The sequence below is a fragment of the Actinoallomurus acanthiterrae genome, from assembly GCF_054775715.1.
Map to the genome: position 1 here is coordinate 10,860,281 of NZ_BAAHCO010000001.1, position 21,219 is coordinate 10,881,499.

General features: G+C 71.5%; 20 protein-coding genes. 9 read left to right on the top strand and 11 right to left on the bottom strand.

The genetic code is table 11. From position 1 onward, the window contains the following. Positions 1-250: 250 nt before the first annotated feature. Complete coding sequence (locus ACYVF7_RS51220; protein WP_460354294.1) at positions 251-1,039, bottom strand: MBL fold metallo-hydrolase; 789 nt, start codon at positions 1,037-1,039, stop codon at positions 251-253. A 282-nt stretch (positions 1,040-1,321) separates the two neighbouring features. Between ACYVF7_RS51220 and ACYVF7_RS51225 the strand changes: the two genes are divergently transcribed. Further along, positions 1,322-1,861 carry a hypothetical protein gene (locus ACYVF7_RS51225; protein WP_460354297.1) on the top strand — a complete coding sequence of 180 codons (540 nt, stop codon included), beginning with the start codon at positions 1,322-1,324 and terminating at the stop codon, positions 1,859-1,861. A gap of 123 nt (positions 1,862-1,984) precedes the next feature. Here ACYVF7_RS51225 and ACYVF7_RS51230 read toward each other — a convergent pair whose 3' ends face one another. The 4 genes from ACYVF7_RS51230 to ACYVF7_RS51245 are packed head-to-tail and all read right to left on the bottom strand — an operon-like array spanning position 1,985 to position 5,838. Further along, a complete protein-coding gene (locus ACYVF7_RS51230) occupies positions 1,985-2,602 on the bottom strand; it encodes a hypothetical protein (protein WP_460354300.1) in 618 nt (205 codons plus the stop codon). 16 nt (positions 2,603-2,618) lie between these two features. After that, entirely contained in the window at positions 2,619-3,899 is a 1,281-nt protein-coding gene (locus ACYVF7_RS51235) for an ABC transporter permease (protein ID WP_460354303.1), read from the bottom strand. After that, positions 3,896-4,630 carry an ABC transporter ATP-binding protein gene (locus ACYVF7_RS51240; RefSeq protein WP_460354305.1) on the bottom strand — a complete coding sequence of 245 codons (735 nt, stop codon included), beginning with the start codon at positions 4,628-4,630 and terminating at the stop codon, positions 3,896-3,898. Before ACYVF7_RS51240 ends, ACYVF7_RS51235 begins: the two co-directional genes overlap by 4 nt. Then, positions 4,627-5,838, bottom strand: a complete 1,212-nt coding sequence (locus ACYVF7_RS51245; protein ID WP_460354307.1) for an efflux RND transporter periplasmic adaptor subunit — start codon at positions 5,836-5,838, stop codon at positions 4,627-4,629. The genes ACYVF7_RS51240 and ACYVF7_RS51245 overlap by 4 nt, the downstream gene beginning before the upstream one ends. A gap of 180 nt (positions 5,839-6,018) precedes the next feature. Between ACYVF7_RS51245 and ACYVF7_RS51250 the strand changes: the two genes are divergently transcribed. The 3 genes from ACYVF7_RS51250 (at position 6,019) to ACYVF7_RS51260 (ending at position 8,312) form a co-directional block, all read left to right on the top strand. Then, positions 6,019-7,230 carry an HlyD family efflux transporter periplasmic adaptor subunit gene (locus tag ACYVF7_RS51250; protein ID WP_460354309.1) on the top strand — a complete coding sequence of 404 codons (1,212 nt, stop codon included), beginning with the start codon at positions 6,019-6,021 and terminating at the stop codon, positions 7,228-7,230. After that, positions 7,227-7,490 carry a hypothetical protein gene (locus ACYVF7_RS51255; RefSeq protein WP_460354311.1) on the top strand — a complete coding sequence of 88 codons (264 nt, stop codon included), beginning with the start codon at positions 7,227-7,229 and terminating at the stop codon, positions 7,488-7,490. Before ACYVF7_RS51250 ends, ACYVF7_RS51255 begins: the two co-directional genes overlap by 4 nt. A 684-nt stretch (positions 7,491-8,174) precedes the next feature. Next, positions 8,175-8,312: a hypothetical protein gene (locus ACYVF7_RS51260; RefSeq protein ID WP_460354313.1), complete on the top strand. Its 138-nt coding sequence runs from the start codon at positions 8,175-8,177 to the stop codon at positions 8,310-8,312. 527 nt (positions 8,313-8,839) lie between these two features. Here ACYVF7_RS51260 and ACYVF7_RS51265 read toward each other — a convergent pair. The 3 genes from ACYVF7_RS51265 to ACYVF7_RS51275 all read right to left on the bottom strand — a co-directional run bounded on the left by ACYVF7_RS51265 (position 8,840) and on the right by ACYVF7_RS51275 (position 13,350). Further along, positions 8,840-10,381, bottom strand: a complete 1,542-nt coding sequence (locus ACYVF7_RS51265; protein ID WP_460354316.1) for a S1C family serine protease — start codon at positions 10,379-10,381, stop codon at positions 8,840-8,842. Positions 10,382-11,182: 801 nt separating this feature from the next. Further along, entirely contained in the window at positions 11,183-12,655 is a 1,473-nt protein-coding gene (locus ACYVF7_RS51270; protein WP_460354319.1) for a sensor histidine kinase, read from the bottom strand. Continuing rightward, a complete protein-coding gene (locus tag ACYVF7_RS51275) occupies positions 12,655-13,350 on the bottom strand; it encodes a response regulator transcription factor (protein ID WP_345434396.1) in 696 nt (231 codons plus the stop codon). The genes ACYVF7_RS51270 and ACYVF7_RS51275 overlap by 1 nt, the downstream gene beginning before the upstream one ends. A gap of 275 nt (positions 13,351-13,625) precedes the next feature. Between ACYVF7_RS51275 and ACYVF7_RS51280 the strand changes: the two genes are divergently transcribed. Continuing rightward, a complete protein-coding gene (locus tag ACYVF7_RS51280; protein WP_460354321.1) occupies positions 13,626-14,369 on the top strand; it encodes a phosphatase PAP2 family protein in 744 nt (247 codons plus the stop codon). Positions 14,370-14,823: 454 nt separating this feature from the next. On the opposite strand, the gene ACYVF7_RS51285 is transcribed toward ACYVF7_RS51280, so the two are convergent. Beyond that, a complete protein-coding gene (locus ACYVF7_RS51285) occupies positions 14,824-15,060 on the bottom strand; it encodes a hypothetical protein (protein ID WP_460354323.1) in 237 nt (78 codons plus the stop codon). Beyond that, a complete protein-coding gene (mca, locus tag ACYVF7_RS51290; RefSeq protein WP_460358553.1) occupies positions 15,057-15,914 on the bottom strand; it encodes a mycothiol conjugate amidase Mca in 858 nt (285 codons plus the stop codon). The genes ACYVF7_RS51285 and mca overlap by 4 nt, the downstream gene beginning before the upstream one ends. Before the next feature lie 257 nt (positions 15,915-16,171). Between mca and ACYVF7_RS51295 the strand changes: the two genes are divergently transcribed. Then, complete coding sequence (locus ACYVF7_RS51295) at positions 16,172-16,537, top strand: DUF4307 domain-containing protein (RefSeq protein ID WP_460354326.1); 366 nt, start codon at positions 16,172-16,174, stop codon at positions 16,535-16,537. A 133-nt stretch (positions 16,538-16,670) separates the two neighbouring features. Continuing rightward, a complete protein-coding gene (gene greA / locus ACYVF7_RS51300) occupies positions 16,671-17,171 on the top strand; it encodes a transcription elongation factor GreA (protein WP_460354329.1) in 501 nt (166 codons plus the stop codon). 568 nt (positions 17,172-17,739) lie between these two features. On the opposite strand, the gene ACYVF7_RS51305 is transcribed toward greA, so the two are convergent. Further along, positions 17,740-18,207, bottom strand: a complete 468-nt coding sequence (locus ACYVF7_RS51305) for an Lrp/AsnC family transcriptional regulator (RefSeq protein ID WP_460354332.1) — start codon at positions 18,205-18,207, stop codon at positions 17,740-17,742. A 159-nt stretch (positions 18,208-18,366) separates the two neighbouring features. Between ACYVF7_RS51305 and hppD the strand changes: the two genes are divergently transcribed. Further along, positions 18,367-19,542 (top strand): 4-hydroxyphenylpyruvate dioxygenase, encoded by a 1,176-nt coding sequence (gene hppD, locus ACYVF7_RS51310; protein ID WP_460354333.1) that lies wholly within the window; start codon positions 18,367-18,369, stop codon positions 19,540-19,542. Positions 19,543-19,697: 155 nt separating this feature from the next. Then, on the top strand, positions 19,698-21,125 hold the full coding sequence (locus ACYVF7_RS51315; RefSeq protein ID WP_460354335.1) for a M1 family metallopeptidase: 1,428 nt from the start codon (positions 19,698-19,700) through the stop codon (positions 21,123-21,125). Positions 21,126-21,219 lie beyond the last annotated feature (94 nt).

A 21,219-nucleotide genomic window follows, 5' to 3' on the forward strand; every position in this document is an offset into this window, starting at 1 on the left:
CGACGTCGCCGGCGAGCCGACGTCGACCACCGGAGTCGAGGCGGCCAGTGTGATCAGCGCCTGACGCGGGTGTAGGCCCCGTACACCGACCGGCTGAACTCCGCGTCGACGATCTCGAAGCCGGCCCGGGCGAGCATCGGCTCGAGCAGCCAGCGGAACGTACTGTTTACGGGCGCTGCCGGGTGCGGTCCCGGAGTTCGGTTTTACGGGCACGCGGAGCCGGGCACGCGGTCCCGGAGTTCGGTCGGTTCTACGGGCGCACGGAGCCGGGCGCGGGATCCCGGAGTTCGATGAACGGATCGGCGAAGTGCGCCGTGCCCAGGGTGCCGGAGCGTTCACGGATCCGCGTCAGCAGCGCGGCACGGGTCGCCGCGGCAAGCTCGGCGTCCTCGTCGTGCGCGTAGCGGATGGACGGGTCGACCAACTGGACCGGGTGCAGGACGACGTCGCCACTGAGCACGAGCGGGCCGACCTCGACCGACTGGTGTCCCGGCGTGTGGCCGGGCGTCGGGACGAGGGTGATCCCCGAGGCCATCTCCACCAGGCCGTCGACGATCTGGAGGGAGTCATCCAACGGGCGTACGACCTGGTCCAGCACCGGCCCGCGGACCCAGTCGAGTTCGTCGCGCTGGAGGATGTAGCGCGCGTTCGGGAAGGCGGGGACGCCGTCCACGACGGCTCCTCCGGCATGGTCGCTGTGCAGGTGGGTCAGCACGACGACGTCGACGTCCTCCGGCCGGAGCCCGGCCGCCTCGACCTCTGCCATCAGCCCGCCGGGCACGGGCGCCCACGTGGCCGCCGGACCGTCGGTCCCGCCGATCCCGGTGTCGACCAGGATCGTCCGGTCCGCGGCGTCGCGCAGCAGGTAACAGTGGAAGTGCAGCACCCAGTCGGCGGCGTCCACCGCTGCCCAGTGCTCGGCCGTCGCTCCGGGGAAGGTCTCGTCGAGCGGTCTGCGCAGGGCGGGGCCCATGGGGCCCACCGCGTCGCACAGCGGGGTCACTTCGACGCCGGCGAACACCTTCGGCGGATGGGGCATCAGCGGGCTCCTGGACGAGACGGACGCGTCACCCACGCACGATAACGAGGAGGCGGAGCACGACCGAAGGCCAGGTGGGTTCCGCGGCGCGGGCAGCAGGCGGCGGGCAGCGGGCAGCGGGCAGCGGGCAGCGGGCAGCGGGCAGCGGGCAGCGGGCAGCGGGCAGCGGGCAGCGGGCAGCGGGGTGATGGTCTCGTGGATGTGGCCTGGGCGGGCGACATTGCGCAATCTCTCAGGTGCGCCGAAGGCGGGCTCCAGGAAGCTCGGCAATCATCGCGCCCCATGCGAACTCTCCATGGCGGAGCGATGCTGGCGTCGGCCGCCACGCTGCTGCTCTGCGCCGCGTGCGGGTCCTCCGGCGGCAAGACGGCTGCGGCCTCGCCCTCCGGGTCGGCCGGGTCCGGCCGGAACGGCTTCGCGGCGTACGCCGCCTGCCTGCGCAGTCACGGGGTGAACATCCAGACCGCCCGTCCCAGCGGCCGGCCGTCCGGTCAGGCGGGGCGGCGTGGTGGCGGGTTCGGCGGCTTCGGCGAGATACCCCAGGCGGCGCGGGACGCGTGCCGGTCGGTCGCCCCGCAGGGGCAGCGTCAGGGGATGCAGCAGATCCAGGCGTTCCGCAGCTGCCTGGGCGATCACGGCGTGACGCTGCCGACCCCGACGCCCGGGGCCGTACGCTCGCCGGACGCGAACCGTACGCCGGGGGCGCGGCGGGGCATGGGCTTCCTCGGTGGGCTCAAGACCGCCGACCCGAAGGTCGCCAAGGCGTTGAAGGTCTGCCGTCCCTTGCTGCCGACCTTCTCCCCTCGGCCGTCGGCGAACTGAGCCGGCGCCACCGGACACCGTTGGAGGGTGTCCGGTGGATCTTGTTCGTGGCGAGCGGCGCTCAGAGGTCCGGCGGACACGACCTGGCCCCCGGCGCACCGGGGGCCGAGCGCGTCCCGTTTCTCAGTGGTTCTGGGTCACCGTGGTGGCGGTCACGCTGCCGTCCTGGCCGGGTGTGCCCTGGACGACGACGGACGCGCCGGTCTTGAGGTCGGTGAGCTTCGCGGTCTTGGTGACGGAGACCTTGGTGGAGCCGGTCGTCTTCACGCGTACGATCCCGTTGGCCGTCTGGACGTAGATGACGTCGCCGTCGACGAGTTTGACCGTGCCGGTCGTGCCCGCTCCGCTCCCTGAGCCGGCTGCGCCCGGGGCGGCACCGGGTGCCGCGCCGCCCTGGCCGAAGCCGCCCTGTCCGAACGCGCCGCGCTGGCCCGTTCCCCCGCCGAAGCCGAGGTAGCCGCCCCCGCCCTGGCCGGAACCACGCGCGAACTGGGCGAACCCCGTGGGCGACTGCTTCGTGCCCCAGTGCTTGTCCGCCTGCACTCCCCCGACGAAACCCGCGACGACCAGGACTCCGGCCGCGAGGAGCACCGTGGCCGAGGGGATCCGGCGGGCCGGCCGCGGCTCGGCGGCCGCGAGTTCCTCGGCCAGGTCCCCGTCGAACGGCGACGTGCGCAGCAGCTCTTCCGGCGGCACGTCATCGAGCGGTGCGTCACTGCCCTTGCGCCGTGTTCCAGGCATGGTTCTTCCTTATTCGCTATTCGTGGCGGAGTGCTTCGATGGGCCGGAGCTTGGCCGCCCGGTTGGCCGGGTAGCTGCCGAAGAACAGGCCGATCGCGACCGATACGCCGAGCGCCAGCGCGATCGAGGACGGCACGATCACCGGCTGGACGCCGACGACCTTGAACTGGCTGCCGATCACGCCCGCGGCGACCCCGAGCAGCCCGCCCAGGAGGCTGAGCACGGTCGCCTCGACGAGGAACTGGCCGAGGATGGCGCCGCGCGGCGCTCCGATGGCCTTGCGGATGCCGATCTCGCGGGTCCGCTCGGTGACGGTCACCAGCATGATGTTGGTGATGCCGATGCCGCCGACCAGCAGGCTGATGGCCGCGACCGCGCCGAGCAGCACGGTGAACGTCCGGCTGCTGCTGCTGATCGCCGACTGCAGGCTCGCCTGGTTCAGGATCTGGAAGTCGGCGGTGTTGGACCCGGTGATGTCGTGCCGCTGGTTCAGGATGTCGGTGACCTCGGACTGCGCGGTGTCCACCGCCTTGGGCGTCTTGGCCTGGACGACGATCTGGTTCAGCGCCCCGTAGCCGGTCAGGCTCTGCTGAACGACCGGCAGCGGCGCGATCGCGACGTCGTCGGCGTCCTGGAAGCCGGACGAGCCCTTGGTCTTCAGGACCCCGACGACGGTGAAGTTCACGCCGCTGACGGTGATCTGTTTGCCCACCGGGTCGACCGTGCCGAACAGGTCCTCGGCCACCGTGTTTCCGATGACCACGACCTTGCGGCCTGATCGGACGTCGTCGTCGGTGAAGTACGTGCCCCGGGCCACCGGGTCGTTGGAGGCCTCGAAGTACGCCGGGTAGGTGCCGACGAACTGCTGGATCGCGTGGGCGGTCCCCTCGTACGTCGAGTTCACCGACGATGAGGTGACCACCGGCGAGACGGTCTTGACCGAAGGGGCGTTCGCCGGGTCGGCCAGGGCGCGGGCGTCCTCGACCGTCAGGGTCTTGGCCTGCGCGCGCGGCCCGGTCTGTTGCGCCCGCCCGGCGGCGCCGCCTCCCCCGCCGAAGAGGCGGGCGAATCCCCCGCCACCGCCGCCGCGGCCGCCCGCCGTGGACGGCATGACGGTCAGGGTGTTCGTACCGAGCCGTTCGATGTTCTTCTGCACCTGCTGGGACGAGCCGTTCCCGACCGCCACCAGCATGATCACGGCGCCGACGCCGATGAGGATGCCGAGGGTGGTCAGGCCGCTGCGCAGCTTGTTCGCGGCCAGCCCGCGCAGGGCGAACCGGAGTACTTCCAGCGTCATCGGACGTCCGCCCCCAGCCCCGCCGGCCCGGGCGGCGGACCCGCCACGGCGGCCGTACGGCGGTCCTCGACGATGCGCCCGTCGACCAGCCGGATCACCCGCTTGGCGCGGCGCGCGACGTCGTCCTCGTGGGTGATCAGCACGATGGTGCGGCCGTCGGCGTTGAGCCGGTCGAGTACGCCGAGCACGTCGGCGGTGGAGCGGGTGTCGAGGTTGCCGGTGGGCTCGTCGGCGAGCAGCAGCGCGGGCGCGGTGACGAGGGCGCGGGCGACGGCGACGCGCTGCTGCTGGCCGCCGGACAGCTCGTTCGGCTCGTGGCCGACACGGTCGGCGAGGCCGACCTGTTCCAGGGCGGCGAGGGCCCGCTGCCTCCGCTCCACGGCCTTCACGCCGCCGTACGCGAGCGGCAGCTCGACGTTGGCCAGGGCGCTCATCCGCGGGATCAGGTTGAACGACTGGAACACGAACCCGATGCGCCGGTTGCGCAGGATCGCCAGCCGCCGGTCGTCGAGCGCGCCGACGTCCAGCCCGTCGAGGAGGTACCGGCCGCCGGTGGGCACGTCGAGGCAGCCCAGGATGTTCATGAGCGTCGACTTGCCCGAGCCGGACGCCCCCATGATCGCGACGTAGTCGCCCTCGTCGACGGTGAGGCGGACGCCGCGCAGCGCGTGCACCGCCGTGTCGCCCGCCCCGTACACCTTGGTCACGTCCTGGACGTCGAGGACGGTCACCCTCGGCCTCCGGCACCGGCGCCGCCTCGGCCGCCGCCGAGTCCGCCGCCTCCGCCGCCCACGCCGGGGAAGCGGCCCGACGGGAATCCGCCGGTGCCCGTCGTCGCGGTGGACGTGATCACGACCTGGTCGCCGTCGCCCAGTCCCGACGTGATCTGGGTGCCCTGGTCTCCCTGGACGCCGGTCTGCACGAGCCGGATCGCCTGCTTACCGCCCTGCAGCACGGTCACCGTGCTGCGGCCCCCGGCGGTCCGGACGGCGGCGGTCGGGACGTACAGCACGTTCTCCGCCCGTGCGGTGGTCACCCGGACGGTGGCGGTGGCACCGATGCGGAGCCCGGTGGGCGGGTGGGTGAGCGAGACCGTCACGCCGTACTGCACGACGTTGTTCGAGGTGGTCGCGGTCTGGTCGATCTGGGTGACCTTGCCCGCCGCCTGGGCGTTCTGGACGGCGTCGAAGGTGACGGCCGCCTGCTGGCCCTTCTTGACCTTGGCGACGTCGGCCTCGGTGAAGTTGCCGGTGACGACGAGCTTGGCGGTGTCGGCGATCGTCATGAACCCGCCGCCCGACCCGCTCGAGGAGCCGGCCGAGCCGCCGGAGCCGCCGGCGCCGGATGAACCGCCGCCCGACCCGCCGCCGGAGCCCGCGGAACCGCCGGAGCCCGACGATCCCGACGTTCCGGCCGATCCGCTGGTCGATCCGCTGGAGGAGCCGCCGACCGTTCCGTTGACCGCGACGATGGTGCCGCTGAACGGCGCGGTGAGCTCGGTCCCGTCGAAGGCGCGCTTGGCGCTGTTGTAGGACGTCTTCGCCTGCATGTAGGACGAGTAGCCGGAGGCCGTCGACGTGTCACCGGCCTCGGCGGCGTCGAGGGCGGCCTGCGCGGCCTCGAGGTTGTCGCGGGCGTTCGCGTCGTCGACGGTGGCGAGCACCTGGCCCTTGTCGACCTTGTCGCCCACCTGGACGTTGATCTTGTCGACGGTGCCGCTCGTGGTGAACGAGAGGTCGCGGGACTTGGCGCTCGCGACCGTGCCGGAGGCCGACACCGAGGCGACGATGGTGCCACGGCTCACCCGGACGATCCGGCCCGGCGACGAAGCGCCCGCGTGATCGTCCAGCGAGAGGTACGCGAACCCGGCACCGCCGATGAGCACCACGGCCAGCGCGCCGTTGATCAGCACGCCACGGCGATGGAGGAGGGATTTCACTCGCCACAGCGTTTCGGAGACTGCTTGGGCGAACCTGATCCGACCCTGAAAGCTTTCTGTGAGCCCGTACGGCCGTGCCGAGGAGCGAGCAGTGGCCTGCCTCGGTCGGAGAGCCCGCTTTCAGCGAACTCTGAGGATGGGTTCGGGTCCCTGTGACCTTCATCCGACAGGATCCGACGCGTGAATCGGCCGACCATGCGCGACCTTCGGAGACCACCGTGGCTCACCGCCGGAGCGGTGGTCATGCTGACGACCGGGGTGGTGGCCGTCGGCGACACCCACGCGAGCGGCACGGCGTACGCCGTGGTGCGCCGCGGGGACGTGACGGCGACGGCGGGCGCCGCGGGAAGCGTACGGAGCGCGGACACCCGCGATCTCGTCTTCGGCACCTCGGGAACGGTGAAAGAGATCGACGTCGCACCGGGCGCCCGGGTACGGGCCGGGCAGGTCCTCGCCCGTCTCGACGACACCGCGGCCCGCGAGCAGGTGGACGTCGCGGACGCCGCGCTCGCGGCGGCGCAGAGCACCTACACCGACGCGCTGAACGGCGTGTGCACGGGTTCCGGCGGCTCCGGCGGCTCCGGAGGTTCCGGGGCGGGGAGCGGGTCCGGGAACACCGCCGCGGCCGGCGGGACCGGGGGCGCGGGCGGAGCGACGGTGCAGACGGCGGGCTACCGGCGTCCTCGCCCGACGCGGACCCCCACCCCGCAGCCCACCAGCACCTCGCCCACCCCCACGCCCACGCCGACTCCGACTCCGACTCCGACCTCGCCGACGCCCACCCCGACCCCGACCCCCACCCACACGCCGCGGCCGACCGGGAGTCCCAAGCCGACCGGCCATCCCCGGCCCACTGGCCATCCCAGGCCGAGCGGTAGCCCCAAGCCGAGCGGTCACCCGAAGCCCGGCGGCCACGGGGCGCACGGCGGCAAGCCCGGCTCGGGCGGTGGCCGTCCCGGCGGCGGTGCGGGCAAGGGAGGCGGCTGCCAGGCGGGCGCGGCCGAACAGGCCTCCGCGAAGGTCACCAAGGCCGAGGTCGACGTACGACAGGCCGAGCGCACACTGTCCGCGACAACGCTCAAGGCCCCTATGCCCGGAACCGTGCTGTCGATCGCCGGAACAGCAGGCTCCCAGGTCGGCGCGAGCGCCGGGGGCTTCATCACGCTGGGCGACCTGACCGACCTTCAGGTGCGGGCCCTGTTCTCGCTCGGCGACGTCGAACGGCTCAAAATCGGCCAGCGGGCGACGATCGGGCTCGGAATGTCGACGAACGGGCAGTACTCCGGCACCGTCACCGGCATCGACCCGGCGGCCACCACCAGCGGCAACCTCGCGCGGGTCGGCGTGAACATCTCCCTCGACGACCCGCGGCCGGCGTGCTGGTCGGCATGAGCGCGACCGTCGACATCGTGACCGCGCAGGCCCAGAGCGCGCTGTACGTTCCCGCCGACGCGATCCAAGCCGAGCCCGGCGGCACGGCCACCGTGCTCGTACGGCACGACGGACGCACCATCACCCGGACCGTGCGTCTCGGGGTGCGGAGCGACCGGTACGTCGCGGTCACCGGCGGCCTGTCCCCCGGCGACCAGGTGGTGATGCCGACCGGCACCGGTCCGGACGGTTTTCCGGACGGGACCTTCCCCGGCGCCTGACGCCTCCGTTCCATCCCGAACCCGTACGGTGCTCCGGCTCGCCGGCTACGGCACCGACGGAATCGATCGCCCGTGACCGACGGACATCACGCCGGGTCCCACCGCGATGTCCAGCGGCCGGAGCCGCCGTGGCGCCCGCGCCATGCCGCCGGGCCGGCCGCGTCGTTCCCGCCCGTGCCGACCCGGGTCGGCCCGGTCCTATCGCCGGGCCGGCTGCGCCGCCCCGCCCACGCTGAGCCCAGGTCGGTCCGGCCCTGTCGCGGGCCGGCCGCGCCGCCCCGCCCACGCTGAGCCCAGGTCGGCCCGGCCCTGTTGCCGGTGCCGGAACATCAGCCTGCGTCGGCGTCCTGATAGGGGCCTGAGGCGCGTCCGATGAATCTCGTTCGTGGCGTGCGTCGATCCCGAGTGTGCTTTGCAAGGCGGAGGAGGGACGCGGCCAGGTCATGGCTGCCGCCGCCTCCCGGGCGGCTGGGGGAAGCGCGGTGGTCGGCCGCCCCCGCGCGTTTTCAGGGAGTGGGGCGAAAACGCGGCGAGGCGCGCCCTCGACGCCGCGCAGCGGGGCAGAGATTCACCGGACATGTCCTGGCGCCCGGCCGCCGATGCTTCGGCTAGCCGAGACGATCTGGCCAAGGCCGTAGGCGGTGTTAAGACGACCTGGCCAGGGCCCGTACGACGATGCCTCGGATGGTCGAGGCGGCCCCCACCGGGGCCGTACGGTGTCGAGGCGACCTGGCCAGGGCCGTACGCGGTGTCGAGGCGACCTCACCGGGACCGTACGGCGTCGACGCCACCTTGCCGGGACACGGTGCCGAGGCGACCTAACCCCGGGGCCCGTGCGGTGAGGTGCCCGGAGAGCCTGGCAGACCGAGAGTTCACAGCGACGTCCGGCCCCGGACGTCTGCCTCGGCCTCGGGGGACCGATGCCCGGCGTACGTGCGGTTCACGACGCCTGCCGCCCCGACGGACGGCTTTCGGGACCGGTGACCATAGCGGCTTTCGGGGCCGGTGCCATAGGAGCGGTCTCCTGGGACGGTCGCCTGACCTCCGGCGGTCAGTGGTCGGCGTCGATGGCGGTTGCTCGTCGAGCCGGTCTTCGGAGGGGCCATGTCGTGGTGGGCGTCGGCCTGGTCGAGGCCGAACGGATCGTGCGCGATCCCGTCGGCAGGGAACCAGCGTTCGGCTGCGTGCGCTGCGCTTGGACGCGCGCGGATGCGGGGGCGGCTGCGGGCGGCCGTGTGCGTACGCGGGCGTACGCGGACAGGCGCGGGCGGCCCGGCGAAGGGGGTCCCTGCGTGGGACGCCCTCCGCCGGGCCGTCTGGGCGGTTCCCCGCCCGGCGCGTCGCTCGGGTCAGCTGCCCGAGTTGGACGCGAGGGTCACGGTGACCGTGTGCTTGCTGCCGTTCCGGACGAAGGTCAGCGAGATCTTGTCGCCGGGTTGGTGTCCGCGGATCGCCGTGGACAGGGTCTGCGCGTCGGTGATGGCCTTGCCGTCGGCCTGGGTGACGACGTCGCCCTGCTGAATGCCGGCCGCTGCCGCCGGCGTTCCCTTCTGCACGCCCGCGATCAGGGCGCCCTGCTCGTCGCCGGCCGCGTCGGACAGCGAGACGCCGAGGTAGGCGTGCGTGGCCTTACCCGACTTGATGAGCTGGTCGGCGACCTGCCGGGCGGTGTCGATCGGGATCGCGAATCCGACGCCGATGTTTCCGTTGCTGCCGCCCGAGGTGGCGATCGCCGTGTTGATGCCGATGACCTGGCCCGAGGCGTTCACCAGCGGACCGCCGGAGTTGCCCGGGTTGATCGCGGCGTCGGTCTGGATCGCGTCACCGATGGTCGCCGACGAGTTGTTCGACTGGCCCTGCCGGCCCCCGAACCCGGGAGGCTGCTGCTGCTGCTGGTTGTCTCCCTCGTTGAGGGTGCGGTGCAGCGCGCTGACGATTCCGGAGGTCACCGACCCCTCCAGGCCCAGCGGGCTGCCGATCGCCACCACCGAATCGCCGACCTGCAACTGGTCGCTGTTTCCGAGCGTCGCGGGCTTGAGCCCGGACACGCCGGCCGCCTTGATCACCGCGAGGTCCGTCGACGGGTCCGTGCCGAGCACGGTGGCCGACGCCTTCTTGCCGTCGTTGAAGTTCACCGAGATCTGGCCGCCCTGGCCGGCGTCGGCCACGACGTGGTTGTTGGTGAGGATCACGCCGTCGGAGCGCAGGATGACCCCGGATCCCTCGCCCTGGCCGGTCTCGGTGGTCACCGTGATGGACACGACGCTCGGCTGCACCGCCTGGGCGATGGCCGCGATGCCGGTGGCGCTCTTGTTGGAGGCCGGCTGGACGGCGGTCGGGCTCGCGAACACGGTGCGGCCGTTGTCGACCAGCGCCGCGACGGCGCCGCCGGCGATTCCCCCGGTGAGCACCAGGGCGAGCGCGACGCCACCGGCCGCCGCCTTCCGCCGCGCCGTCCACCAGCCGGACGGCTTCGCCTCTCCTTGCTGGTGGTACGCGTACTGGCCCCCGTAGGGCGGCACCTCAGCCCCGGAGCCGTACGCGCCCGGAGACGGCTGCTCTCCCGACGCTCCGTACGCCGCAGCCTCCTGCGGTGCCCCGTACGGCTGGTCGGCGCGGCCGTCATGTGCCTCCGGTCCCGGCTGCGGTCCCTGCGGCCCGTACGCCGCGGCCGTCTGCGGCGCGCCGTACGGCTGATCGTCGCGACCGTCGTGTGCCTGCGGGCCCGGTGGGCCGTACGACGGCGGTCCACCCTGCGGCTCGTGCGCCGGCGATGCCGGGTTCCCCGATCCGGGTTGTTCCCCGTACGGTGACTGCTCGGCCGGTGGCCAGGAGCGGACGTCGTCGGGCTGTGCTTCGGATGTGGACGAGGAACCCGTCCGTGACTCCACGGATGGTGTCGTCCCGGCCTGTGATTCCTCGGGACGCTCGCCCGCGGGCCGGTCGTGGGTTTCCATTGCTTCGTCCCCCAAAGTCCGTACTTTGTCTGACCCTTTGAGGATGGCCGCCGGGGCTTGAGCGCTCCTGAGACGACCCTGAAAGTTCTCCCAATAAGGCCCTGATAAGAGCCGAAGACGGCCGGGCCCGGGAGGCACGGCCGGGCTCGGCACCGCCCCGCGTCGTCGCAGGCGGCGAGGGCCTCGCATCGTCGGCGGCCCGTATAGCCGGCGGCCTCACGTAAATAGGCGGTCGTGTGGGCCGTGCCCGTCGGGCAACCGGCGTCCGCGTACAGCTTGCCCGCCGGACGGAAGCGCTCGGCGGCTCGAGCCAGGTGGCGGCGTGCGCACCGGCCATCGGACACGGCATCGTGCCGCGGGTCGGCAGCCTCGCGTGGCCGGCGGCGTCGTCCGATGGCCGATCCGGCTCTGGGCGCCCGCCGATCTCGCCTCCGCCCCGAAGGAGGCGCGGCGGCGGCCACGGCCGCGCCGTGCTCCGCGCCGGTGGTGAGCGCGGCCTGAGCCGCCGCGCGGGGTCCGCGAGCCGGGTCGGCGGCTTGTCTATGCCGGTGGCGGCGTCCGATCCGGCTCCGGGAACCCGCCGCTCTCGTCTCCGGGCCGAAGGGGCGCGCGGCGGTGGCCTCGGCCGGGGTACGGAGGCCCGCCTGTTACATGCGGGCTGCTGTTACATGCGGGCCGCCTGTTACGTGCGGGCCGCCTGTTACATGCGGGCTGCTGTTACATGCGGGCCGCCTGTTACGTGCGGGCCGCCTCGGCCGGATCCGCGTCGATCGCGTCCGGGTCCAGCGGGAGGGTGACCAGGAAGGTGGCGCCGTTGCCAGGGGCCGTCTCCACCTCCACGACGCCGCCGTGGGCGTGGACCAGTCCGGCGACGATCGCCAACCCCAGGCCGGTGCCGCCCCGGCCCCGCGCGGGATCCGCGCGATAGAACCGCTCGAACACGCGCTCCGCCTCCTCGGGCGGCATGCCCGGTCCCTGGTCGGAGACCTCGAGCGCGGCTGCGGGAGCGTCGCCGAGCCGACCGGAGCGTACGGTCACCTCGATCGGCGTGCCGGCGGGGGTGTGCTGCAGCGCGTTGCTCAGGAGGTTGCGGATGACCTGCCGCAGACGTAGCTCATCGCCGGCGACGATGAACGCCGAACCGCTGCGCACCGAGAGCGTGATCTTACGGTCGCGGTCCAGCACTCGCGCGTCGTGGACGGCGTCGGCGGCCAGCGCGAGCAGGTCGACGGGACGCGTCTCGAGGGGGCGCTGCTGGTCCAGGCGGGCCAGGAGCAGCAGGTCGTCGACGAGTGCGCCCATCCGGACCGCCTCGTCCTCGACCCGGCCGATGAGCTTGTCCAGTTCGGCGCGGTCGACGTCGTCGCGCTGACGGTAGTACTCCGCGAATCCCCTGATCACGCTGAGCGGCGTGCGCAGTTCGTGGCTGGCGTCGGCGACGAAGCGGCGCATCCGCTCCTCGGACTCGCGGGCGGTGGCCTCGGACCGCGCCTGCGCGTGGAAGGCCGACTCGATCTGGGCGAGCATGCCGTTGAGGGCGTCCCCCAGGCGGCCGACCTCCGTACGTGGGTCGGCGTCGGGCACGCGGCGTGACAGGTCGCCCGTTGCGATGGCGGCGGCCGTGTGCTCGATCCGTTCGAGAGACCGCAGGCTGGCGCGCACGATGGCGATCCCGAGCCCGGCGACGAGGACGAGGACGACGCTGCCGACGATCAGTTCGACGCCGACGAGCCTGCCCATGGTGTGCCCGACATCGGTCAGGTCGGTGCCGACGACGATGTAGCCGTTCGTGGCCGGCACGACGTACACCCGCCAGCGGGTGTCTCCGCGGACCGCGCCGACGGTCACCGGCCGCTGAGCGTGCTGATCCAGCCAGGCCGGGTCGTCCGGGACGGCGGGGTCCGGCGGAGCGGGCCCCAAGAACGGAGGAGGGCTCTTCTCGCGGATCTGTCCCTGGGCGTCGCGCACCTGCACGACGGATCGGCCGATCGGGCCGGGTAGGTGCTTGCCGGAAACGGCCGCCGCGACCGCACGGCCTGCCGTCTGGTGAAGCTGATCGTCAGCCTTACGCACCAGGTAGTAGCGCATCGCCGAGACGCTGACCACGCCCACCGCGATCAGTGCCAGGACGACCAGCGCCAGCATGGTCGCGATGAGCTTGATCCGCAGGGGGGTCCGGGCGGACAGGCTCCGTACCCAGTCGGTCATCAGCGTTCCGGCGGCAGGCGCAGCACGTAACCGACGCCGCGCAGCGTATGGATGAGACGCGGGCCGAGCTTGTCGAGCTTGCGGCGCAGCACCGAGACGTAGGACTCGACGATGCCCGTGTCGCCACGGAAGTCGTAGTCCCAGACGTGATCGAGGATCTGCGCCTTCGACAGCACGCGATTGGCGTTGGTCATGAAGTAGCGCAGCAGCTTGAACTCGGTGGGCGACAGCTGGATGGGCTTGCCCGCCCGCCACACCTCGTGACTCTCCTCGTCCAGCTCGAGGTCGGCGAAGCTCAGCCGGGGCGGAGGCTCGGCCGGGCCGCCCTGGGCACGGCGCAGCACGGCGCGGATGCGCGCGATGACCTCCTCGAGGCTGAACGGCTTGGTGACGTAGTCGTCCCCGCCCAGCGTCAGGCCGCGGATCTTGTCCTGTGTGGCGTCCCGCGCGGTCAGGAACAGAACGGGAATGTGCGCCCCGCCGCCGCGCAACCGCCGGATGACGTCGAAGCCGTCCATGTCGGGCAGCATGACGTCCAGCACGATCAGGTCCGGGCGGCGCTGCAGGGCGACCTGGACGGCCTCGGTGCCGCCGGTCGCCGTCGCCACCTCGAATCCCGCGTACCGCAGACTGCCGGACAGCAGCTCGAGGATGTTGGGTTCGTCTTCGACCACCAGGAGACGCGCTTCACTCACCCCTCCATAGTGACCTGCGGAGTTGAGGACTACCTGAAGGCGCCCTGAGAGCCTCCTCGGGAGACGCCCCGGGACCCCTGGGCCCCTGCGGGGAATGAAGTAGGTAGATGTACGTTACACATAACACCGTTTCAGGAGGGTACCGAGAGACCTCGACCAGAGGTACGACGGCGGAGGGGGTCCCTGCATTGGTGACGAAAGTTCCCCGGGCGTATTCGGCACCGCCCCCGCTTCCGGCCGCCTCCCTCCGGTCCCGTAGCCGTTGGTGGCGCGAGGTGCTCCTGCTCCTCGCCGTGTACCTGATGTACGACGGAGTGCGCATGCTGGTGGCCGCCGGCCACGGGCAGGCGCTCGCCGACGCGCATCACGTGCTGGGCATCGAACAGGCGCTGCGCGTCGCCCACGAGCGCACCGTCAACCACGCCGTGTCCGCCTGGCCGGTCCTGGGCGTCACGATGTCGTACGCCTACGCGACCCTGCACTACGTCGTCACACCGATCGTGCTCGTCTGGCTCTGGAAGAAACGCCCCTGGCAGTACGCGCGGGCCCGTACGACCCTCGTCGTGGCCACCCTGCTGGGGCTCGTGGGGTTCTCACTGTTTCCGACGGCCCCGCCGCGGATGCTGCCCGGCTTCGTCGACACGCTCGCGAAGTACCAGGACTGGGGCTGGTGGTCCGGCGACGCCAGCGCGCCGAAGGGCCTGGGCGGGCTGACGAACGAGTTCGCCGCGATGCCCTCGCTCCACGTGGGCTGGGCGGCCTGGTGCGGCTGGCAGATCGCCCGCAACACCGTCCGCCGGTGGCTCCAGGTCGTCGCGGTCGCCTACCCGGTCTTCATGGTCGCCGTCGTGATCGGAACGGCCAACCACTACGTCGCCGACGCCGTCGCCGGGCTGGCCGTGATCGTCATCGGAGCCGGGATCGCCACCTGGCTGGATCGGCTTCGCGACCGCGCGTCGTCGACCGCGATCCCGGGGTATCCGCCTCGCCCGGACCCGGCCACCCGGCCCCTCACCTGACGCGACCGCTCGGGAGCGCGGGCCTCGCGCCATCCGCACAGGCAGGTCACCGCTCGTCACGCTGGCCACCTCGCGGTGCCGATTCACCGCGCTGTTCGCCGCGCGGCACCGGTGCCATCGCCATGCCGGTCGCCCTGCCGCGCCGATCGTCACGCGGCACTGCTCGCCTCATGGCATCGATCGCTTCGCGATACCGGTTCGCCGGACCGGTCGCCTCGCGATGCCGGTCGCCCCGCGGCACCGATCGTCACGCGGAGCCGGTCCCTTCGCGGCACCGGTTCAGCGCGCCAGCCGCCTCGCGCTGCCGGTTCAGCGCGCCGGCCGCCTCGCGCTGCCGGTTCAGCGCGCCAGCCGCCTCGCACTGCCGGTTCAGCGCGCCGGCCGCCGTACGACGCCGGGTCGTCGCGACGGTCGCTTCGCCGTGGCGGGGAGGTGCGCCGCGTGCGGCGAGAGGTCAAGCGTCGCGCTCGTTCTCCTTGGAGTCGGCGCCCTTCTTGGACCGGGCGCTCTCCTTCTGCCGGCGCTCCCAGTCGGCCTGCCGGAGCTCTTCCTCGCTCGGGGCCTCGATCTTCCGGATGTGCTTGTTCATCGAACGGATCAGGATGAAAAGCGTGAAGCCCAGCGCCGCGACGATGATGAAGGCCACCACGCCAGGGGTGACCTGGTCTTCGTTGACGGCGAGAACCATCATGGCAGACACACCTTTTCCCGGACGCCGGCGAACAGGTCGTCCTCCGGCAGCTCCGTATCGACCAAGGAACGCGCCAAATGGTAGTCCTCGGTCGGCCATGCCTCGCGCTTGATGTCCGTCGGGCATGCGAAGAAGGGGCCGTTCGGGTCGATCTGGGTGGCGTGCGCCAGCAGCGCCTGATCGCGCACCTCGAAGTAGTCGGCGCACGGCACCCGCGTGGTGATCTCCCACTGGAGCGGGCGGTCCTGCCAGCGCTTGAGCATCTCGGCGTACGGCGACTCGAGGCCCGCCTTGATCATCGCCTCGTGCTCGGCCTCGAACCGCTTCTGGTGGAAGGTCATGTGGTAGTAGAGCTTCAGCGGCTGCCATGGCTCACCGGCGCCGGGATAGCGGTCCGGGTCGCCGGCCGCTTCGAAGGCCTCCACCGAGACCTTGTGGCACATGATGTGGTCGGGGTGCGGATAGCCGCCGTTGTCGTCATAGGTCAGCACGACGTGCGGCCGGAACTCCCGCATGGCCCGGACCAGCGGCTCGCTCGCCACCTCGAGCGGCTGCAGGGCGAAGCAGCCCTCCGGCAGCGGCGGCAGCGGGTCGCCCTCGGGCAGTCCCGAGTCGACGAAGCCCAGCCACTGCTGCTCGACGCCCAGGATCTCGCGTGCCTTGGCCATCTCCTCCATGCGCACCGCGGCGAGGTCGGCCTTGATCTCCGGCCTCTCCATCGCCGGGTTGAGGATGTCGCCGCGCTCACCCCCGGTGCAGGTGACCACCAGCACCTGGACCCCCTCGGCGGCGTAGCGCGCCATGGTGGCGGCGCCCTTGCTGGACTCGTCGTCCGGATGAGCATGGACGGCCATCAGGCGCAGCGGCTCCGAACCGGTCGATACCTCGGACAACGTAGGCTCCCCGTCAGCGTAAGGTCGTAATCGTCGCGTGCGCGGCCACCGGATCACCGGAGGCCGCTCCCGCCGAGCAGGATTCTTCCGGAGAACACCGGACCCCCGCACGGAGATTCCCGCGCGCGGACGACGGTAACGACCGCCACCGACATTCGAGGGAGGGACGCGGTGTTCGCTCTCGGCCCCAGCGCCGAGGCGGCCACGCCGCGACGCCGATGAGCACGAGCAGTACCGCCCGTAAGGGCAACATGGTGGCCTACGGGGTCATCGGCGTGTTCGTGGCGGTCTGCGCCGTGGGCTGGGCGATCATCGTGGGATACTCCGAGGGCAAGCCCGGGGTGACCCCGGAGGTGATCTCCTTCCAGCTGGCCGATCGATCGGCGCGTGTGCACTACCAGGTCAGCAAGCCGAAGGGGGAGAACGTGCGCTGCGCGATCGTCGCGTACGGCACCGACCACGGCGAGCTCGGCCGGGCCGAGATCACCATCCCGCCGGGGACCGGCAATGTCGAGCGGCACCAGGAGCTGCCGACGTCCGCACGCGCCACATCCGTGACCGTCACGGACTGCCGAACAGGTTAAAAAGGGTTCCCCGCCGGGGAACAAACATGAACGTCATAACGGCATAAAGCTCTCGTCCCTCGGCTACTTCACGTTCAAATGCCGGTAGCCTAGAGAGTTCAACGGCCGCACTTCATGTCGATGAGGAGTACCCGTGACCGAGACCCGCAATGAGAACGTCACCTGGCTCACCCAGGAGGCGTACGACCGGCTCAAGGCTGAGCTGGACTACCTCACGGGCGAGGGCCGGATCGCGATAGCGCAGAAGATCGAGGCCGCTCGCGACGAAGGAGATCTGCGGGAGAACGGCGGATACCACGCGGCCAAGGAGGAGCAGGGCAAGCAGGAGGGCCGCGTCCTCCAGCTCCAGCAGATCCTGCAGAACGCCCGCGTGGGCGAGGCCCCCCGCACCGAAGGCGTGGTCGGACCCGGCATGACCGTGACCGTGCAGTTCGTCGGCGATGACGAGGAGGTCACGTTCCTGCTGGCCTCTCGTGAGGAGAGCGGCGCCCCGATCGACGTCTACTCCCCCAAGTCCCCGCTCGGCGCCGCGATCAACGGCAAGAAGGTCGGCGAGAAGGCCAAGTACACGCTGCCGAACGGCCGCGGCATGCAGGTCGAGATCATCGACGCCACGCCGTACGTCGGCGGCTGATCCCACCTCTGATCACCGGCTCGGGTCGTCCGGCGCCGGCCGGATCCTGGCCTTGGGCCGGCGCGTCCAGCATGGGCGAAGAAGGTCCACGCTGAAGACGGCCGGATGGTCGTACCCGTCATCGCTCGCCCGCGCGTAAGCCGCGTGCGGGCGATGACGCTCGCCAGGGCCGGACTCCGATCTTATGCCGGACCCTCGCCTCAGGACCGGACGCTCACCGCAGGTGTGACGCCGGTCTCAGGGCCGACCGCTCGTCTTGTGCCCGGGCCTCCGACTCAAGCCCGACGCCGGTCTTAAGGACCGGACGCTCGTCTTGCGCCCGATCCTCCCTCCGCCTCAGGCCGGCGCCGGTCTCGAGGCCGGATGCCGTCTGATGCCCGACCCTCCGTCTCAAGCCGGCCGTCGGCCTCAGGCCCGACGCCCGTCCGCCGGACCCTCCCTTCAGGCCCTGCGCCGTGTCTCAGGGCTGGACGCTCGTCTTGTGCCCGATCCTCCGCTTCAAGCCGGCCGTCGGCCCCAGGCCCGACGCCCGTCCGCCGGACCCTCCCTTCAGGCCCAGCGCCGTGTCTCAGGACCGGGCGGCCGCTCGTACCAGGGGCAGTGTTCGCTGGGGAACGGGCGTGGCCAGGGCGATGACGGTCGACGTCCGCTGGACGCCCTCCACGTCGACGATCTGGTCGATGACGCGCTGGAGATCCTGGTTGCTCCGCCCGACGATGCGGCACAGCATGTCGCCCCCGCCGGTGATCGTGTGCACCTCGATCACCTCGGGGATCGCCGCCAGCCGGTCGGCGACGGGGTCGTGGCCACCGGCCTGCCGGATCTCCAGGGTGACGAACGCGGCGACCTGGTAGCCCAAAGCCGCGGGGTTCACCTCCGGCCCGAACCCGCGGATGACCCCGCGCTCCTGGAGCCGGTCCAGCCTCGCCTGCACGGTGCCGCGTGCCACGCCGAGCCGGCGCGAGCACTCCAGCACACCGATGCGCGGCTCCTCCGTGAGCAGCCCGATCAGCCGGGCGTCCAGGCCATCGATCATGTCGCCCTCCCGGCCACCTGGGCAGGGTGTACAGATATGCCTCTGCCTCCCTGCTGGCACTGTACAGGTTGCGCAGTGAAATCGACGCCCCTTGCGCACTATGTAGCCGACGATCGACATTGTGGGGGAACGTCGCTCACTACCGCGCAGGGAGTAACCATGACCGACGTAGCCGGGCAGAAGGACCTGACGCCGGAGCAGCACACCGACGACCGCCGGGCGCCGCGGGCGCGCCGGGAGGACCCGTTCCCCGTCAAGGGCATGGACGCCGTCGTGTTCGCCGTGGGCAACGCCAGGCAGGCCGCGCACTACTACTCGACCGCGTTCGGGATGCGGTGCGTCGCGTACAAGGGGCCGGAGACCGGCAGCCGGGACGAGGCCGCGTACGTGCTGGAGTCCGGGGGTGCGCGGTTCGTCGTCAAGGGCGCCGTCCGCGCCGGCACCGACCTGGGCCGGCACGTCGCGGAGCACGGCGACGGCGCGATCGACCTGGCCATCGAGGTGCCGGACGCCGAGGCGGCCTACCGGCACGCGATCGCGCAGGGCGCGCGGAGCGTCGAGGCCCCGCACGTCCTCGAGGACGACCACGGCAAGGTCGTGATCGCGGCCATCGCCGCGTACGGCGAGACACGGCACTCGCTCGTCCAGCGGACCGACTACTCCGGGCCGTACCTGCCGGGATACGTCGCCATCGACCCGATCGTCGCGCCGCTCGCCAAGCGGTACTTCCAGGCGATCGACCACTGCGTCGGCAATGTCGAGCTCGGCAAGATGGACGAGTGGGTGGAGTTCTACCGGCGCGTCATGGGCTTCACCAACATGAAGGAGTTCGTCGGCGACGACATCGCCACCGAGTACTCCGCGCTGATGTCGAAGGTCGTGGCCGACGGCACCAGAAAGGTGAAGTTCCCGCTGAACGAGCCGGCGATCGCCAAGAAGAAGTCGCAGATCGACGAGTACCTGGAGTTCTACGGCGGTCCCGGCATGCAGCACATCGCGCTGGCGACGGGCGACATCCTGCACGCGGTCGACGCGATGCGCGCGGCGGGCGTGGAGTTCCTGAACACGCCCGACTCCTACTACGAGGACTCGGAGCTGCGTGAGCGCATCGGCGAGGTCCGCGCGCCGATCGAGGAGCTGCAGAAGCGCGGGATCCTGGTGGACCGGGACGAGGACGGCTACCTGTTGCAGATCTTCACCAAGCCGGTGCAGGACCGGCCGACGGTCTTCTTCGAACTGATCGAACGGCACGGTTCACTCGGATTCGGCAAGGGCAACTTCAAGGCGCTTTTCGAGGCGATCGAGCGCGAGCAGGAACGCCGCGGAAATCTCTAGTCGGCGGGTCGGCGAGCAAAGCGGAGATCGATAGCAACCGGCCGGTAAAAAATCACCCAAGCAGGCGCCGCCCGATACGGTTAAGCCCCTTAGCGGGCCGGATCGGGTAAAGCGCCGAGTTGCCCATATCGCCGTTTTGCCTGCAGGCTGGGTCGGTGAGCCATGCGTCCCGGATCGTTGCCAGCACGCTGGCCCTCAGCGTCCTCACCGCCTGCTCGGACAGTGGCGGCTCCGCCCGGTCACCCGTGTCCCGGGCGGCCTCCGCGGTCGCGGGCGCCGGGGCCGCGAGCGTCGGAGACCCCTACACCCCTGGTGACGGCAACGGCGGCTACGACGTACGGAACTATGACCTGGACCTGCGCATCAGGCCACGCGCCACGCCCGAGCTGGCCGCGACCGCGACCGTCACCGCGGTCGCGACGGACCGGCTGACCCGCTTCGACCTGGATCTCAGCGGGCTCACCGTCTCGAAGGTGACGGTCGGCGGCGCGGCCGCCTCGTACACCCGGAACGGCAGCGAGCTCGTCGTCACCCCTCGTACGCCGATCGCCCGGGGCGGGAACTTCACCGTCCAGGTGGAGTACTCCGGGAACCCGCGCGCGATCAACGATCCGGTGCTCGGCAGGTACGGCTGGCTCCCCACGTCCGACGGGGTCTTCACCGGCGACGAGCCGAGCGGGGCGCACACGTGGTTCCCCGGCAACGACCATCCCGCGGACAAGGCGACGTTCGGCTTCCGCGTCACGGTTCCGCGCGGGCTGACCGCGATCGCCAACGGCCGGCCGACCGGCACGCACACCGCCGGTGACTCGACGACCTACTCCTGGCGTGAGGACTCCCCCATGGCGACCTACCTGGCCATGGTCGACGTGGGACGGTTCAAGGTCCGTACCGGCCGTACGCCCGGCGGTATCCCGGTCTACGCGGCCGTCGATCCCGCGATCACGACCACGACCGTGGACAAGCTGTACGACACGACCGCGCGCGTCACCGACGCGTGGGCGAAGGTGTTCGGTCCGTACCCGTTCGGCTCCACCGGAGGCGTCGTCGACGACGTCCAGGTGGGCTTCGCGCTGGAGACCCAGACCAAGCCGGAGTACGGCGGGCCGATGGGCGGCGACCCCACCACCATCGCCCACGAGCTGTCGCACCAGTGGTTCGGCGACAGCGTCACCCTCACCCACTGGAGCGATATCTGGCTCAACGAGGGCTTCGCGACGTACGCCGAGTGGATGTGGGGCGAGCGGAGCGGTACCGGTCCGTCGGTGCAGACCCAGTTCGACCAGCGCTACCGGCAGGCCGACAGCCCGGACCTGTGGTCCGTGCCTCCCGCCGCGCCCGGCCGCGCGCGGTTGTTCGGGCGTTCGGTGTACGAGCGCGGCGCGTTGACCCTGCACGCCCTCCGGCAGAAGGTCGGGGACGCGACGTTCTTCGCGATCCTGCGGGCCTGGACGAGTCAGCACCGGCACGGGAACGCCACGACGCCGCAGTTCATCGCCCTCGCCGAACGGATGTCCGGCAAGGATCTCGGCCGGTTCTTCCAGGTGTGGCTGTACGGGAAGACCCGCCCGACCACGTGGTGATCCATGGTGCGGCCTTGTGGTGCGTGGTGACAGAGAGCATGCTGTGTCCCGCGTTGCCCCTCGGGCGTTGTGCTCAGAAGACAACTGGAGAGTT